A 15,137-nucleotide genomic window follows, 5' to 3' on the forward strand; every position below is an offset into this window, starting at 1 on the left:
CCCTCGACCGAAGTTCCGAGCTGCGAACTAAGGCTAGCCTAACCAACGCCTCGGGATAGGGGAAGCCCCGGTCTGCGGCGACCGGGAGGCGGTCGTCACCCTGGCGGGCTCCACGGCCTCGGGGGCACGCCGGGGCACTACCCGGTCAGGACCGGGGAAAACGCCGGTCGGTCGGGGCAGATCGGGCCGCCGTAGGCATTGACGTTCATGCGTGAATTGTCAAGCCGAGTGTCGACAAGATGCCAATTCTGTGCGCGTTCACGTACGGAAAGTGAAACTGGTACTCCCCGGCGTTGAGGAAGCTGATGACGACCTCTCCCATCGAGCGGGCCGCCGACTCGTTCGCGGCCGAACTCGCCCGGCAGCGGACCGGGCGGGGGCTGTCCAAGAAGCAACTGGCCACGCTGATGGGCTTCGACCCGTCCTACATCAGCCACGTCGAGGGACGCCGGCACCGACCGACCGAGGACTTCGCCCGCCGGGCCGAGGCCGTCCTGGAGGCCAGCGGCGCGATCTGGCAGCGCTTCCGGGAGTACGACGAGCTCCGGCACGGCCGCCCCACCCCGCCCCATCGGGACCACCCCGCCCCCGGCCAGTGGATGCCCCCCGGCACCGGGCTGATCGTGGAGGGCGAACTGGCCACCCTCACCCACACCGACGAGGGCTACCGGTGCGTCATCCGCCGGGAGCTCTACAACGCCGGTACCGAACCGGTGACCCGCTACCTGGTCCGGGTCGCCGTCGACCGGTACCCCAACGATCCCGGCCGGTCGAACCGGCACCACCGGGAACACCCGCTCACCTTCGCCGAGCTGCAACTGCTGTCGTACCGGCACGACGGCGGGGAGCCCGAGCCGATGCACTGGCGGGCCAAGCACGACCGGGACGCGTTCAAGGAGATCTGGCTGCTCTTCGAGAACGACGAGGGCCGCTTCCCGCTCTACCCCGGCGAGCGGGTCACCATCGAGTACGCGTACCGGGTGAGCCGGGAGAAGTGGGGCCCCTGGTTCCAGCGCGCCGTACGCCTGCCGACCCGGCACCTGGCGGTCCGGCTCGACCTGCCCACGGACCTGGCTCCCCAGGTATGGGGGGTGGAGACCTCGCTCTCGTCCGAGGAAGGGCCGCTGCGCCGCCCGATCAGCCGGCACGAGCGCGGCGGCCGGGCGATCTTCGACTGGGCCACCGAGGACCCGCCGCTCAACGCCCGGTACCGGTTGCAGTGGCGGTTCCGCAGCCGCCCGCCCGAGTCCGACTCCGGCGGGCCGGTCGGCGGCGGCCGGGTCCGGGCCAGCGACCGGATGCGAGGGCTGGGCATAGTGCAGCGCGGCGCGGACCTGCTGCGCCAGCCCAGCCGCCAGTTCGGCCTGCCGGCCGACGAGGCGACCGCCCGCGCCGTGGTCGACCGGCTCGGCTCGGCGCTGGTCCGGCTCGACGAGCTACACCCGTTCAGCAAGGGCGTCGGCATCGCCGCCCCCCAGCTCGGCCTCGCCTGGGCCGCCGCCGTGGTCCGCCCGTCCGACCGGGGTGCCGATCCGGTGATCCTGCTCAACCCCCGGGTGGTCGACTCGTCCCCGGACACCGACGAGCAGTACGAGGGCTGCCTCTCCTTCTTCGACCACCGGGGGCTGGTGCCCCGGCCGCTGCGCATCGACGTGGAGCACGCGCAGTGCGACGGCGGCCGGATGATCACCTCGTTCGAGTTCGCCATGGCCCGGCTCGTCGCGCACGAGATCGACCACCTGGAGGGCCGGCTGTACGTCGACCGGATGACGCCCGGCGTGCCGCTGGTGCCGGTGGAGGAGTACCGCGAGACCGGCAACCCCTGGCGGTACTGAGAGACGAGCGAGGGGGCGGACCGGGTCGCGTGCCCCAGGGGGCGGAGGCACGCGACCCGGTCCTCTTCGGGGGGAGGAAGGTCTTCGTCCGGGCGTCCCGAACGCGCTCGCCGGCCGGCGTATTCGGCCCGGCCCGGCCCGACGCGTTCGCCGAACGCCGTACGGCGTCGCGCTACAGCTCGCCGAAGGTGTCGTACCGGATGTTCGGAGGCGGCACGTCGTCCCCGGCGAGCGCCCGCAGGGTCGCCCGGACCATCCGGGCCGAGCCCGAGACGTAGCAGTCGTGGGCGGTCCACGGGCCGTACCGGGCCACCACCTCCGAGATGTCGCCCCGCTCCCCGTCGAAGTCCGGCTCCGCGCTGCACGCCGGGGTGACCGAGAGCCAGGGGTGGGTGGCCACCAGCTCCCGCAGCCCGTCCAGCGCGTACAGGTCGTCGGCGTGCCGGGCGCCGTAGAAGACGTGCACCCAGCGGGTCCGGTTCCAGCCGGTCAACTCCTCGACCAGCGCCTTGACCGGGGCCAACCCGACCCCGCCGGCGACGCACAGGATGTCCCGCTCCGAGGAGCGGTCCAGGGTCATCGACCCCATCGGCGCGGCGACGCGGAGCAGGTCCCCCGGCCTCGTACGGCGCACCAGCGCCCCGGACACCCAGCCCGCGCCCGACGGCGTCCGGACGTGGAACTCCAGGACGTTGTCGTCGTTCGGGGCGTTCGCCACCGAGTACGTCCGCCACACCCGGGGCAGGTGCCGGGGGGCCTCGACGCTGACGTACTGGCCGGCCCGCCAGGGCAGCGGATGCTGGAGGGCGCGGACGGTCAGGACCGCCGTGTCCGGGCCGTGCCGCTGGTGGGTCAGCACCTCGGCGTGCCAGTACGGCGGGTTCTCGTCCGCCGCCGCCCCGGCCAGCATCTTCTCGACGATCGCCGCGTACGCGTCCCGCCACGCCTGGTCGTACTCCAGGTTCCAGCCGTCCCCGGCGGTGCTGCGCAGCGCGTCCAGCAGGGCGATGCCCATGGTCTCGTAGTGCGCCGAGTCGACGTGGTACTTCCGGTGGTCCCGGCCCAGCGAGCGCAGGTACTCGTCGAAGCTCTCCGGGTCGTCCACCACCTGGGTCGCCGTGACTATCGCGTCCAGGATGCGGTCGCCCTGGCCGGTCATCGCCGCCGGAAAGAGCGGGCGCAGCGCGGGGTCGAGGAGGAAGAGCCGGGCGTAGAAGTGACCGCTCAACCGGCCCCGGTCCTCCTCGACCAGGGTCCAGCTCTCCTTCAGCAGCTGCGCGACGTTGTCCAAGACGCTCCTCCTCCTGACCGGCGGATCGGGCCCCCATAGAATGTCCACGGAGCGTGTGCACCGGTCGCACAGAATGTGCGATCTCCTCATGCCGCCCCTCGGTCCGTTGTCCCGCCGGCCGTCGGAGTCGGGCACAGTGGTGCGGTGACCGTTGAGCTCAACCGGCCGGCGTCCCGCCGGGTCCTCGGCACGGAGACGCTGCTGGTGCTCGGGCTCTCGCTCGGGCAGTCGGCGGTCTACGCGCTCGTGTCGATCATCGCGAAGCTGACCGCCGACGGGCCGCTGTCGAAGCAGACCGCCGCGCTGAACACCTCCCAGTCGGCCCGCCCCTGGCTCGACCTGACGTACCAGCTCCTCGGCATCGTCTTCGCGCTGCTGCCGGTGCTGCTCGCCGTACACCTGCTGGCGCGCGACCCCGGCGACCCCGTCCGTACCCTCGGGGTGGACCTGCGCCGGCCCGGTTCCGACCTGGCCCGGGGCGCGGGCCTGGCGGCGCTCATCGGCCTGCCCGGCCTGGCCTTGTTCTGGGCCGCCGCGCAGCTCGGCGTCAACGCCACCCTCGTCCCGGCCGGCCTGCCGGAGGTCTGGTGGGCGGTCCCGGTGCTGATCCTCGCCGCCGTGCAGAACGCCGTGCTGGAGGAGGTGATCGTGGTCGGCTACCTGGTCACCCGGCTGCGCCAGCTCCGATGGCGGCTCGGCGCGGTGATCGCCGCGAGCGCCGTCCTGCGCGGCTCCTACCACCTGTACCAGGGCTTCGGCGCGTTTCTCGGCAACGCCGTGATGGGTGTCGTGTTCTCCTTCTTCTACCTGCGCACCAAACGGGTTATGCCGCTGATCGTCGCGCACACCCTGCTCGACGTGGTCGCCTTCGTCGGCTACGCCGTCCTGCCGAGATCCTGGTTCGACTGGCTCTGACGGGCCGTACCGCAAGCCGACGCCGCGCCACGCGTCGATTCCGCCCCGCCCCGCCCACCCCGGTGGGCGGCTGCCGTCAGCGGGCGCGCGGTGGCCGGTAGGCGTCGACCGCCCGGGCGGCCAGCCGCTCGGCGGAGGCCGAGCCGCCCACCGCGGCGGCCAGCACTGCCGCGCCCGGCACCAGCCGGGACGCCACCCGCAGCCCCAGCCACCCCCCGGCCTGCACGGCCAGCGGCGCGGCCAACCGCCAGGCAGCCTCAGCCACCCGGGGCCACGGCTGCTCGACCGGGTCGGTCGCCGCCTCCGCCGCCGCCAACGCCACCCGGGCGCTCTCCGCGTCCGGATGCACCCGGGTCAGCACCAGCAGTTCCACCGCCCGTTCCGGGTCGGCCGGATCCAGGCCGTACGCCGCCGCCAGATGCAGCACCAGGCCGGACTGCGTCCAGAGCACCGCCGCCAGCTCCGCGACAGGCGCGAACAGGCCAGCGAGCGCCGCCGTCGCCCCGCCCGCCGCAGCCAGCCGGACGAACCGCCGGGTCGCGAGCCGGGCCAGCCCGTCCGGCGTCGCGTCGGGGTAGACGTCCCGGAGCGACGCCGCCCAGTCGCGCGCCCCCGGCCCCAGCGCCCGGACCGCCGCCAGGGCCAGCAGCTCCGGGGCGAAGCCCGGGTGGTCGAGCACCCGCACGGCCGCCGCCCGCAGGCCACCCACCTCGATACGCGCCGACGCCGCCCCCGGCGCCCGGCCACCAGCCCCGGTGCCGGCCTCGACGCCTGCGGTCTCCGGACCAGCCATCGCGGGCGCAACCACCTCGGCGGTGGCCATCTCGGGGGTGATCCTCGCGGGGGTCGCAGCCTCCGGGGTGGTCGTAGCCTCCGGGCGGGCCGGCTTCGCTGGGGTGGTGGCCTTTCTCCTGGCGGCGGCCTTCTTCGGCTGGGCGACGCCGGTGCTCTTCCTCGGCGCGGCGGTCTTCCTCGGCGCGGCGGTCCTGCCGGCCGTGGTCGGGTTCGCGCCCTCCTCGGTCGGGGTCGCCCTGGCGGACTCCGGGGCCGCAGATGCCTTCCGAGCGGAGGCCTTCCGGGTGGCCCGCGCCCCGAGGGCCGAGCCGACGGCGGTGACGCCTGTCTCACGAGCCTTGGGAGGTGCGTTGCGCGGGGCGGCCGGTTCCGGCTCGGCCGCCGGGGGCGGTGAATCGTCGGCGCCGCTGCGCGCCTGATCACCTCGGCTGGCCGTATCCGCCGGCGGCTGAGGCGGTTGGACCGCGTCGGTGGCCGGGACCGGCCGGTCCGCGGCGGACCTGGGGGCCGGAGGCGGCGGAGCCGGTCGGTCGGGATCGGGCGGTTGAAAGAGCACGGTGGGGGCCGCCGCCCGGGCCCGGGGCGGAGGTGACCTCGTCACGTCAGGAGGCGGGGCGTCTGCGGGGGCCACAGCGGGATCGGGAGGGACGGGCGGCGTGAAGGTCGCGCGCGGAGGACGGCGTCGACGCGCGCCCTCACCAGGCTCGGGGCGGGGCGGGTCGCTTGGCGGCTGCTCCTCCATGTCGATGGATCGTAGCCCTGATCCGGGCACCGCACAGCAGGAAAACGCCTGGATGGGAAGGATCGACCACCGAGGTCCGGACGGTCCTCCCCAGGTGCCTCCGCCCCGGCACCGGTAGTCGCTTTGCTCCGGACGGGTGCGGGCCTGTATTCTCGGGCGCGGTGGTCTGCGGGCCACCGAGGAGACTTCGCCTAGTCTGGTCTATGGCGCCGCACTGCTAATGCGGTTGGGGTCTTAAAGCCCCTCCCGGGTTCGAATCCCGGAGTCTCCGCGCGAAAGCCGGTGTGTAGACTGGTCGAGCAGCAAGCGCCCGTAGCTCAATGGATAGAGCATCTGACTACGGATCAGAAGGTTAGGGGTTCGAATCCCTTCGGGCGCACAAGTTCTACCAGGCAATATTCATTGTTGCCGCTGGCTTTTGGGTCGGTGTGGGTCGCACGTGGGTCACGTCTGTGACCCACGTGCCGGGTCTGGTGGGGCCGCGTGGACCTGGGCTTTCGGGGTTGACGCGCAGCGGATTCGCGGACGGATGATGCGGATCCGCCCCTTTCGTCTGCGCTGACGATCCCATCAGTTGATGATCATCATGTGCCTGCTGTCTAGCCTGTCCGGGTGTCTTGGGGGATGGGTGGCTAGGGCCAACGAGGCGGGCCTGGTGTACCGACGGTGCGGTTGTCGGTGCGGGCTGACCGGTCGCCAGCTGGGTGTGCGGTGCGAGCGTCTCGCCGAGTTCGACCACGGCCGTTGGTACTTCGCCGTGCAGTTGACCGGTGTTGATGAGCGGCGTGTTCGGGTGCGTCGCGGCGGTTTCGCCAGCCGGGCTGAGGCCGAGCGGGCTTGCTGGGCGCTGCGGCAGGTGCCGGGGCATGAGGCGGCGGGGATGTGGACGCTGAAGCGCTGGCTGGAGTTCTGGTTGTCGGAGAACGAGGGGCGGCTGCGTCCCTCGACCATGGTCAACTACCGCGGCCTCGTGAACGACTACCTCGTTCCGCAGCTGGGTCACGTCCGGATGCGGAAGTTGCGTACCCGGGATGCGCAGCGGGCGATGGACCGGATCTCGCACCGCCACGTCCGGGGCGGACGGCTGATTTCTCCGGGCACGCTGAACGGTATCCGTGCGGTGCTGCGCAGCGCGCTGTCCGCGGCACGGCGGCAGGGGGTGATCGACCGGAATCCCGGCAGGGGCCTGCGGCTGCCGAACGGGGCGCGCCCACGGGCGGTGGTGTGGGACGCGGAGCGGGAGAAGGCGTGGAACGACACGGGAGTGCGGCCTCGGGTGGCGGTGTGGGGGCTGCATCAGGTCGGCCGGTTCCTGGAGTCCGTGCAGAGCGATCCGCTGTTCGCGTTGTGGTGGCTGGTGGCGTTGCGGGGGCCGCGCCGGGGCGAGATCGCCGGGTTGCGGTGGGAGGACATCAACCTGACCGATGGCGAGTTGACCATCCGGGAGCAGGTGATCGTCGTGCGTGGGGTGGAGCGGTTGGGTCCGCCGAAGTCGGCGGCCGGGGTGCGGACCTTGGCTTTGGACGAGTTCAGTGTGCGGTTGCTGACGGATCTGTGGCACCGGCAACGCCGGCGGTTCGGCCGGGTCGACCCGAAGCAGCGGGTGTTCGTGCACGAGGATGGGCGGCCGGTACGTCCGGACTGGCTGACCCGCCGCTTCGCGAAGCTGGTCAAGAACGTGGATTTGCCGCCGATCCGGCTGCATGACCTGCGGCACGGCGCCGCGGGGATCGCCTCGGCCGCCGGGGTGGACCTGAAGCAGATCCAGGAGGACATGGGCCACCACACCCCGCTGACCACCATCGAGACCTACATCTGCGTGTTCAAGCAGATGGCCAAGCAGGCGGTACGGGCGTCGGCCGAGCTTCTCCTACAGCATGTGCGGGTCAGGGCGTCCCTGGCGGGGGCCTACCAAGCCTGATCTTCGAGGCGGGGGCGCTTCGGATTGCGGCCTGCCCGGGAGCAGGAAAAGAGTTCCTGTCCCAGGGCAGGCCGTCCGGTGAACGAGGGGTGATCAGCGAGATCCGCGTGTTCGGCGGCCCGAGGGTTCCAGCTGCATGTCGGCGTTGTCCTCGGCCCTTTGCGGCATCTGCTGATCCCGTTCCGAGACGGGCTTCGTCCTCGGGGTCGTTGTCGGGTGTCGCTTCCCGTGATCGCGACGCCTGGCGGGTGGTCGCATCTCGGCGCCGGGTTTGCCGGCGTTGAGGACGAGGCGGGCGGTTGCTTCGGCGGCTTTGTGTTGGGTGACGGGGAGGCTGGTGGTGTAGGTGTCGGCGGTGATCCGGATCGTGGCGTGGCCGAGCTGATGTTGGATGGTCTTGAGGTCTGCGCCGGCGGTGTGGGCGAGGGTGGCGGCGCCGTGGCGGAGGTCGTGCAGCCGGATCGGGGGTAGCCCGGCCCGGTCGACGAGGAGGCGGAGGCGTTGGGTGAGGTACCCGGGGTGCACGGGTAGCCCGTCGGGGCTGGTGAACACGTAGCCGCTGTCGTGGCAGACCTTCCCGCCGTCGGTTCGGCGGGTGCGGTGGTGGCGTTGCCGCTCGGCGTGCCGGCGCAGGATCCGTGCGGTGTGCCGGTCGAGGGCGACGGTGCGGCGACTGGTGGCGGATTTGGGTGGGCCTTCGTGGACGTTGTAGCCGGCGGTAGTGCGTTGCCGCACGATCGATAGTTGGCGGGCCTGGAGGTCGATCTCGGTCCAGCGCAGGCCGGCGGCTTCGCCGCGGCGCAGGCCGCGTAGGGCGATCAGCCACCACAGGGCGAACAGGCTGTCGTCGCGGACGTAGTCGAGGAAGGCGGCGAGCTGGACCGGTGTCCAGACGGCGACGGACGGCCGCTCGCCGGTGGCTTCCCATTCGGCGATCCTGTTCTCGGTCCACAGCCGTGCGAGGGGGCGTTCCTGGGCTGGTAGCTCCACTCGTCGGGCGGGGTTGTCCGCGATGAGGCCCTCCCGGATGGCGGCGCTGAGCGAGGCCCGAAGGGTGGTGTGGATGTGCCGCAACGTGCACGGTGTCTGCGGCTGGCCGGAACGGTTGCGGGTGGCGGCGATCTGCGTGAACGCCGCGTTGAGCTGCCGCGATGTCAGGTCGCCGAGGATCAGGTGTCCGACGTGGGGGACGAGGAAACGCTCGACATCGCGCGTGTAGTGCATCCTGGTCGTGGGCCGGATCCGGGTCCTGGTCGACAGCCAGTACCGCAACCACCGGGTGACCGTCCATGACCGGCCGGCCTGCTGCTCGCGAGACAGGATCAGGAACTCGTCGCGGGCCTTCCGCGCGGCCGCCTCCGACGCGTACCCACCGCGACGTACCCGCTCGGCCTGGCCGAGCAGATTCCGGGTGGAGCAGTGGAAATACCAGCTCCCATGGTCAGGCTCCGGCAACCTCGGGCAGTTCCTGCCCAGCGTCCGCCTGGTGGCCGGGTCCAGGCAGCCGCACCGTTTCACGACAGCACCGTGGCTCTTCATTCCTTTTCTCCCTTTGTTGGTGGTGGTCATACCCTCACCCAGGGAGATTGGGCGAAAATCGCTTTTGCAGACTGGTTCACGATTTCCATCGACTACGAGCCGGTCGGCACACGTAAGAGACTTCAGTTCAGTTCGTGAGCCGGGATTCGATCTTGAACCGGGATTCAGACTGAAGGAGGCAACGGGTAGGCAAGCGGCTGTCGCATATCCGGGTCGCGGGTAAGCGTCGCGTACGAAGGAGGGCGCGAGCGCCGGGACGGGTCAGGCCACGCCTACGCGGCTGGCGAACTCGCGGACGCCCGGGAGGCTGTGGCCGCGGGTCAGCAGGTCGGTGGTGAGCTGCTGCGCCCACGGGCGGAAGCGGACCTCCTGCGGGGTGTCGCGTTCGGCGGCCAGCAGCGCTTGGAAAGTCGCCTGCGGGCGACCCCGGCCGTGCAGTGCCAGGGCGGTGTCCTGCCAGTACCGGGCGCGGCGCTCGGGGGAGACGATGCGGGCGGGGTCGACCAGCCGGGCGTAGTCGACGGCACTGCCGTAGTCGCCGAGCACCCGCGACACGCTGATCTTGTAGACGGCCAGTTCGAGCATGTTGAACCGGTCGGCCTTGGCGCTGCCGACGCGACGGGCGGCGTCTTCGGCCTCACCGAGCAGCGCCCAGGCGGTCTCGCGGTCGTCGCGTACTGCCGCGGTGTAGGAGGCCGCCGCCAGCAGTTGGCCGTAGAGGGCGCTGTGGGCGGCGTCGGGCAGGCTGGTGTCGGCCTGTAGCGATCGGGCGGCGTCGAGCATGAGTTTCTGCGCACCGTCGCGGTGCTTGGTGCGGCGCATCACGGTCGCGGCCAGACGTCGGGCTTCGGCCAGCACCATCGGGTCGTCGCCGCCACGGGCGGCTTGCACGGCGCGGTCGGCGGTGGCCCACGCCATGCCGTTGTCGTGCAGCTTGATCAGCAGTTGGGTGGCCACGTTATACGCCTGGGCCAGACGGCCGGCCGCCAGCGGCACCTCGTCGATGGCGGCAGCGTCATGTCCGGCGATGGCCTGCGCGAGTAGCCGGGGCAGGCGGCGGGCGAGCTGGGTGTAGCGGGCGGCGCGGAAGTCGGCGCGGGCTGCGGCGAGCTGCGCGGCCAGCTGATTGCCGGGAATCGGCGCGAGGCTGACCCTGCCGAACAGCATGTCCTCGACGGTGTCGGCCATGCCGTGCGCGGCTGCGGCCTGGTCCAGGGGCAGGACCAGCGCCCCGGTCACCGCGGCGGTGGTCGTCGCGATCAGGTCGCGTCGGCGCATCGGGTCACCATCCTCATCGACACCTGTGCTCAGGCTATCGGCGCCGATGTCGAAGGTCGATCGCGACAGCCCGAACAGGTACGCCGGGATAGCGAACACCTCGGCCAGGCGGCGCAGCTCGCGCACGTCCCAGTGGCGGTTGCGTTTGGTCTCCATCCGGCTCAGCGTCGAGGCGGAGAACCCAGCCAGCGCGGCGGCGTCCTCCAGGTTCAGCCCGGCCGCCACCCGCGCGGTGCGCAACACGGCGCCGTAGTCGCCGTTGCTGGCCGCCTGCGTGACGGCCGGCATCGCGGTCCACGCGGGCCGGGTGTTCATCGGGCACCTCCATCCACGATGGCGGGACTTTGAGCGTGACCGATGTTTGCGGCTCGTGCAAGCAGGTTGCAGCCTGCCCGGTGACGTCTTCGATCCGGTCGGACGGGCGGGTGTGCTGGACGCATCCACCAGGGCGAGACAAGGAGTCCCGCGATGATGCACCTGAGCAAACCGGACATCCCGATCACCGTCACCGACCTGATCCGGGCCGGGCTGCTGGAGCTCGGCGACGGCTGCCAGATCCACCCATCGGCGGTGTTCCTGCCCGCCGACATGCTCGGCACGATCCGCCCGATCGTGCTCGGCGACCGGGTCGCCGTCGGCGCGTTCACGGTCGTGCACGGCGGCACCAGCATCGGCCGCGACACCCGCATCGGGCATCGGGCGACGGTGGGTGAGCCGGAGTACGGCTACGCCGTGCGCCGCGTCTACCAGGGCGCGGGCGCGCCCACCACGATCGGATCCGGGGTGGTGCTGCGCGCCGGCGCCACCGTCTACGCCGGAGCCAGCGTCGGCAACGACACCACCATCGGCCACAACACTCTGCTGCGCACCAACGTCAAGGTCGGCTCAGCCAGCCAGCTCGCGGCGAACCTGACCATCGAGCGCGGCTGTGCCATCGGCGACGGCGTGCGCTGCTCGCCCGGGTCCCACCTGACCGCCGACACCGTCGTGGAGGACCGGGCCTTCATCGGCGCCGGCGTGCGGACCATCAACGACAAGGAGCTGATCTGGCGCGACCCCGACAACGAGCCACCGCTGCTGCCGCCGAGCTTCGCCTACGGCTGCAAGGTCGGCTCCGGCGCGGTCATCCTCGCCGGCGTCAACGTCGGTGAGCACGCCCTGGTAGGCGCCGGTTCGGTCGTCACCAAGGACGTACGGGCCCGCGCCATCGTCTACGGCGTGCCCGCCACCCAGCGCGGGGAGGCGATCCTGTGACCAGCGCGATGACCTGGCTCGACCCGCTGCGCACCAGCGTGCCCGAGATCGACGACACCGGCTGGCAGGAGCTGCACCGTCTTGCCGGCGACTTCGGCAGCCTGTGCGCGAGCACACCGGCGCCGCAGGACACGCCCGCCCGGTCGCGGTGGCTGCTCAATTTGCGGCGCGAACTCGCCCGTCGTGGCCACCGCGCTCCGGCCGGGCGGGCCGCGCGGATCTGGCAGGCCCTCGCGCAGTTCACCGCCGGGTTCCACGACCTGGACCTGCGCGACGCCACCGGAGACGGACACGGCGCGATGATCCTGGCTGAGGGCACCCCGCAGGCAGCCACCCGCTGGGCCGCTCGGCTGGCCGCCGGAGAACTGGTCGGGATCGCCGCGACCGAGCGGCACGGCGGTTCCCGCATCCAGGAGATCACCACCAGGGCCACCGTCCGCCGTGACGGGACCTGGCGGCTGACCGGCGAGAAGTGCTGGGTGTCGCGACTGATGGAATCGGCCGGGTTCGTGGTGTTCTTCCGTGACCCCGACGGCCGTATCAGTGCCACGGTCGTCGACGCCGACTCCTCACGGCTGGAGCGGGAGGTGATCGAGCCGTTCGGACTGGGCGGCTGGTCCTGGGGCGTCTTGCGCCTGCACGACCTGCCCGTCGATCCGTCGACTGACCTGGTCAGCCGGACCGGAGATGGTCTCGGGGTGTTCCGACGCCACTTCGCCCGGTTCCGGCCTCTGGTGACCGCGACGGCACTGGGCGCTGCTGCCGGGGCACACACCCTGGTCACCGGCGCCCTGGCCGCCAAAATCAGGGTCGGCGTGCTGCCCCGGGTACGCGACAACGCCCTGGTCGTCCTCGGCCGCACCCACGCCGAAATCACCGCCGCGCTGCTGGCGGCGCTCACGACCAGCCGCCTGGCCGCTGACTCACATCCGCACGCCGACTTCGCCGCCAGGGTCGGCAAGGCCGCCGGCGTCGACACCGCCGTCCGCGCCGTCGCCGACCTGGCACCGCTGATCGGGGCGGCCGGGTTCCAGCGGGCCCACCCGATCGCCAAGGCCCGCGCCGACCTGACCGGGCTGCTGTACGCCGACGGCATCCACGACAGCCTCTACCGCTCCGGCGGCGTCACCCTCCTGACCGAACCGGTCACCGAGGTGGCACCCATCCGACCCGGCACCGCAGCCGCCGACAGCTACGACAAGGCAGCCTGAACAGCAAGACGGCGCGCACCCTCCTGACGAAGGTGCGCGCCGCCGGCGCATGTCAGTGGGTGTGAAAGCCGTTCTCCAGGTCGAACATTGTGCCCTCGGCCTTGGCGCACAGCGCGGCGATCACCCGGCGGGCCAGCAGCTCCGACATCCGGTCCCGGATCAGCTCCTGGTCACACCAAGCCCAGCTGCGCAGCTCGTCCGGCGGCAGCTGGATGTCAGCTGTGCCCAGCTCGTCGAGGGCACCACCATCGTAGACGAACATGACACCCTCGGTGCGTCCCGGCCGCGGCGGCACCCAGTCGGTCACCAGCAGCCGGCCGGGGACGATCGACTTGCCCAACTCCTCCTTGACCTCACGGACCGCCGCCTGCCGGGGGGACTCGTCGGCGTCGACACACCCGCCGACGATCTCCCAGTAGTCCTTGTAGGTGGGCTCGACCAGCAGAGCCCGCCTGGCAGCGTCGGTGAACAGAACTGCGGCGCCCATGCGTTTTCGTGGAAGCGTCGCCGTGTAGTCGCCGGATGGTGTGCTCACCGCCGCAGGCTACCCGTGCCGGCGACCTTGCCACGCACCTTCGGCAGTCTTACGAGGCCAGCATCGCCCGCAGACAACCCGTTTCACATCCGTGGAAGTGGAACACCTCGGGCAGACCCGCCACCGGTCGACGCCGTCCTGCGCGAACACGACGCCGCGGTGGTCGGTGATCGTCTGGGGTGGCCAAGCCTACGGCTGTGACCATCCCTCGGCCTCGATGAAGGCCATGGGGCGTGGCGGACCAAGGCCGGTGACAGACGGAGATCGAAGCACTCGGCTACTGTACGTGGCGTGGCCGACGCGAAATGGGATCATGCCGAGGCGGGACGTCGCCTTCGCCTGTATACCTACCTTTCTGTCCCAGAGGCGCGGACCCACTTTGCAATCATGCGGGTGTTCACCTCGACTTTGCTTGCGGATCTGTCAGCTGGTGAAGTCGCGGCGTCGCTGACGCAACTTGAGCATGACGGCCGCATTGACGTTGGCGAGTCAGCGATCGAGCAGGTCGTTGTCCGACTCAAACAACTGCGGAAATGGGGCAATCTGGTGCCTGGGCGGCGAGAAACCAACGCCCGGTCCATCACGGAGTTCGCGCACGGCAGTCGGCGCTATCAAGTGGACAAGTTGGCCGTCCGCGTGCACCGCGAAGCCGAGGAACTGTTGGCGATCCCCGAGGGCGCCCGTGAGGTCTCACGGGAGCTGCTGCCCGCGATTCGCCGGGGCTTGAACGAGATCATGTCGACGATTGGCGAGGCAGTTCTGGCCGAACAGAGGCAGGGCGCCGACGCTGGGGTCGTCGTGCGGCAGCGCGAGCAGTTGGCCGAGCAGGTCACGACATTGTTCCTGCAACATGCTGAGTTGTCCGACACGGTGCGTGATTTCTACGCGCATCTCGGGCAGGTCGTCGCCCGCCATGACCTCAATCCCGACGAGATCGCCGGATTTCGAGGGTTGCTGGTGGAGTACATCCAGCTGGTCGTCGAGGACGTGCTGCGGCACACCCCACCGATTGCCGAATACCTTGACCAGCTCGGCGGGGTGCAAAGCGAACTGTTGCGGCTGCTGGCTCCGACCGCTGATCTCGGCGAGGCTGTCGAGCGCGCACGCGGGCGCTCGGAGTTGGACTGGCGGGGCCTGACGGACTGGTTTGTGGACAGGCCGGGTCGGCCCAGCCAGGTTTGGGCCCTGCGGGAAGCCACGACCAAGGCGATCAGCTCGCTGCTGTCCAACGTCAAGCGGTCGACCGGTGGCGGTGGAATCGCGCCAGGTCGCCGTGCGGAACTGATTCGTCTTGCCGGCCGCTTCGATGCGGCGACACCGTGGGAGGCCCATACTCTGTTTGCCCACGCCTTCAGCCTGTCCTCGGCGCGGCACTGGTTGGTTCTACCCGACGTCGATGAGACTCCACCTTCCGAGCCGTGGTGGCGCGGATCGAAGGTGCCGGTGCCGGTGTCGGTATCGAGCCGGGCGGAGCCTGCGGCACGTGGCCGCGCAGCGCGCATCGTTGAGAATCCGCTTGGCGAGTACGCGGCGCTTGCTGAGGCTGAAGCGGAGGCTCGGCAGCGCGACGCGGTGTACGCCGAGCTACGCGCGGTTGCTGATCGGCTCGCCGAGGTGACGCTGTCAGCCGGGGCGCTGGACGTGTTGTATGACCTGATCCGCCGGGCGATGGGCCATCGCGAGGAAATCGATGGGATCGGGGAGTTCGTCCACTCGCCGTCAGCTCTGAGAGGGTGGTTCGGTAGCCTTTGCCCATTGTGGGCTTGGCTCAGTGTGTGAATGCGAGCGATGGTCGTAACCGGTGAGGTCTCCATCGCGTTG

At 71.0% G+C, this 15,137-nt stretch carries 12 protein-coding genes and 2 tRNA genes; 9 read left to right on the forward strand and 5 right to left on the reverse strand.

What is annotated here, in order from left to right:
- The first annotated feature begins 305 nt into the window (after positions 1 to 305).
- Positions 306 to 1,835 carry a peptide deformylase gene (locus ACFYZF_RS19855; RefSeq protein WP_387022749.1) on the forward strand — a complete coding sequence of 510 codons (1,530 nt, stop codon included), beginning with the start codon at positions 306 to 308 and terminating at the stop codon, positions 1,833 to 1,835.
- Positions 1,836 to 2,007: 172 nt separating this feature from the next.
- Here the strand turns inward: ACFYZF_RS19855 and ACFYZF_RS19860 are convergent, their stop codons facing one another.
- Positions 2,008 to 3,126, reverse strand: a complete 1,119-nt coding sequence (locus ACFYZF_RS19860; RefSeq protein WP_387022751.1) for a globin domain-containing protein — start codon at positions 3,124 to 3,126, stop codon at positions 2,008 to 2,010.
- A gap of 144 nt (positions 3,127 to 3,270) precedes the next feature.
- Between ACFYZF_RS19860 and ACFYZF_RS19865 the strand changes: the two genes are divergently transcribed.
- Positions 3,271 to 4,041, forward strand: a complete 771-nt coding sequence (locus tag ACFYZF_RS19865; RefSeq protein WP_387022753.1) for a CPBP family intramembrane glutamic endopeptidase — start codon at positions 3,271 to 3,273, stop codon at positions 4,039 to 4,041.
- A gap of 76 nt (positions 4,042 to 4,117) precedes the next feature.
- Here ACFYZF_RS19865 and ACFYZF_RS19870 read toward each other — a convergent pair whose 3' ends face one another.
- Positions 4,118 to 4,864, reverse strand: coding sequence for a hypothetical protein (locus ACFYZF_RS19870; protein WP_387022755.1), 747 nt, complete (start codon positions 4,862 to 4,864; stop codon positions 4,118 to 4,120).
- On the opposite strand from ACFYZF_RS19870, the gene ACFYZF_RS19875 reads away from it, so the two are divergent.
- The 4 genes from ACFYZF_RS19875 to ACFYZF_RS19890 all read left to right on the forward strand — a co-directional run bounded on the left by ACFYZF_RS19875 (position 4,857) and on the right by ACFYZF_RS19890 (position 7,499).
- The gene (locus ACFYZF_RS19875; RefSeq protein ID WP_387022757.1) at positions 4,857 to 5,255 is read left to right on the forward strand and encodes a hypothetical protein; all 399 of its coding nucleotides are present in this window, start codon (positions 4,857 to 4,859) and stop codon (positions 5,253 to 5,255) included. The two genes, ACFYZF_RS19870 and ACFYZF_RS19875, sit on opposite strands and share 8 nt — an antisense overlap.
- 503 nt (positions 5,256 to 5,758) lie before the next feature.
- A tRNA-Ser gene (locus ACFYZF_RS19880) sits at positions 5,759 to 5,849 on the forward strand.
- A 35-nt stretch (positions 5,850 to 5,884) separates the two neighbouring features.
- A tRNA-Arg gene (locus ACFYZF_RS19885) sits at positions 5,885 to 5,957 on the forward strand.
- 327 nt (positions 5,958 to 6,284) lie between these two features.
- A complete protein-coding gene (locus tag ACFYZF_RS19890; RefSeq protein WP_387022759.1) occupies positions 6,285 to 7,499 on the forward strand; it encodes a tyrosine-type recombinase/integrase in 1,215 nt (404 codons plus the stop codon).
- Positions 7,500 to 7,592: 93 nt separating this feature from the next.
- Here ACFYZF_RS19890 and ACFYZF_RS19895 read toward each other — a convergent pair whose 3' ends face one another.
- Complete coding sequence (locus ACFYZF_RS19895; protein ID WP_387022761.1) at positions 7,593 to 8,954, reverse strand: tyrosine-type recombinase/integrase; 1,362 nt, start codon at positions 8,952 to 8,954, stop codon at positions 7,593 to 7,595.
- 345 nt (positions 8,955 to 9,299) lie between these two features.
- Positions 9,300 to 10,631: a helix-turn-helix domain-containing protein gene (locus tag ACFYZF_RS19900; protein WP_387022763.1), complete on the reverse strand. Its 1,332-nt coding sequence runs from the start codon at positions 10,629 to 10,631 to the stop codon at positions 9,300 to 9,302.
- Positions 10,632 to 10,784: 153 nt separating this feature from the next.
- On the opposite strand from ACFYZF_RS19900, the gene ACFYZF_RS19905 reads away from it, so the two are divergent.
- A complete protein-coding gene (locus ACFYZF_RS19905) occupies positions 10,785 to 11,570 on the forward strand; it encodes a DapH/DapD/GlmU-related protein (protein WP_387022765.1) in 786 nt (261 codons plus the stop codon).
- The gene (locus ACFYZF_RS19910; RefSeq protein WP_387022766.1) at positions 11,567 to 12,781 is read left to right on the forward strand and encodes an acyl-CoA dehydrogenase family protein; all 1,215 of its coding nucleotides are present in this window, start codon (positions 11,567 to 11,569) and stop codon (positions 12,779 to 12,781) included. Before ACFYZF_RS19905 ends, ACFYZF_RS19910 begins: the two co-directional genes overlap by 4 nt.
- A gap of 52 nt (positions 12,782 to 12,833) precedes the next feature.
- Here ACFYZF_RS19910 and ACFYZF_RS19915 read toward each other — a convergent pair whose 3' ends face one another.
- A complete protein-coding gene (locus tag ACFYZF_RS19915) occupies positions 12,834 to 13,316 on the reverse strand; it encodes an NUDIX domain-containing protein (RefSeq protein WP_387022768.1) in 483 nt (160 codons plus the stop codon).
- 291 nt (positions 13,317 to 13,607) lie between these two features.
- Between ACFYZF_RS19915 and ACFYZF_RS19920 the strand changes: the two genes are divergently transcribed.
- Positions 13,608 to 15,095, forward strand: a complete 1,488-nt coding sequence (locus ACFYZF_RS19920) for a DUF2397 domain-containing protein (RefSeq protein ID WP_387022770.1) — start codon at positions 13,608 to 13,610, stop codon at positions 15,093 to 15,095.
- The last annotated feature ends 42 nt before the right edge of the window (positions 15,096 to 15,137 follow it).

This window comes from Micromonospora sp. NPDC001898 (genome assembly GCF_042891255.1).
In the GTDB taxonomy this organism is placed as follows: Bacteria; Actinomycetota; Actinomycetes; order Mycobacteriales; family Micromonosporaceae; genus Micromonospora.

Bases quoted from the DNA above. Each gene is read 5' to 3' on its own strand.
- ACFYZF_RS19855 (WP_387022749.1), top strand. From the start codon at position 306: ATGACGACCTCTCCCATCGAGCGGGCCGCCGACTCGTTCGCGGCCGAA.
- ACFYZF_RS19870 (WP_387022755.1), bottom strand. From the start codon at position 4,864: ATGGCCACCGCCGAGGTGGTTGCGCCCGCGATGGCTGGTCCGGAGACC.
- ACFYZF_RS19900 (WP_387022763.1), bottom strand. From the start codon at position 10,631: ATGAACACCCGGCCCGCGTGGACCGCGATGCCGGCCGTCACGCAGGCG.
- ACFYZF_RS19905 (WP_387022765.1), top strand. From the start codon at position 10,785: ATGATGCACCTGAGCAAACCGGACATCCCGATCACCGTCACCGACCTG.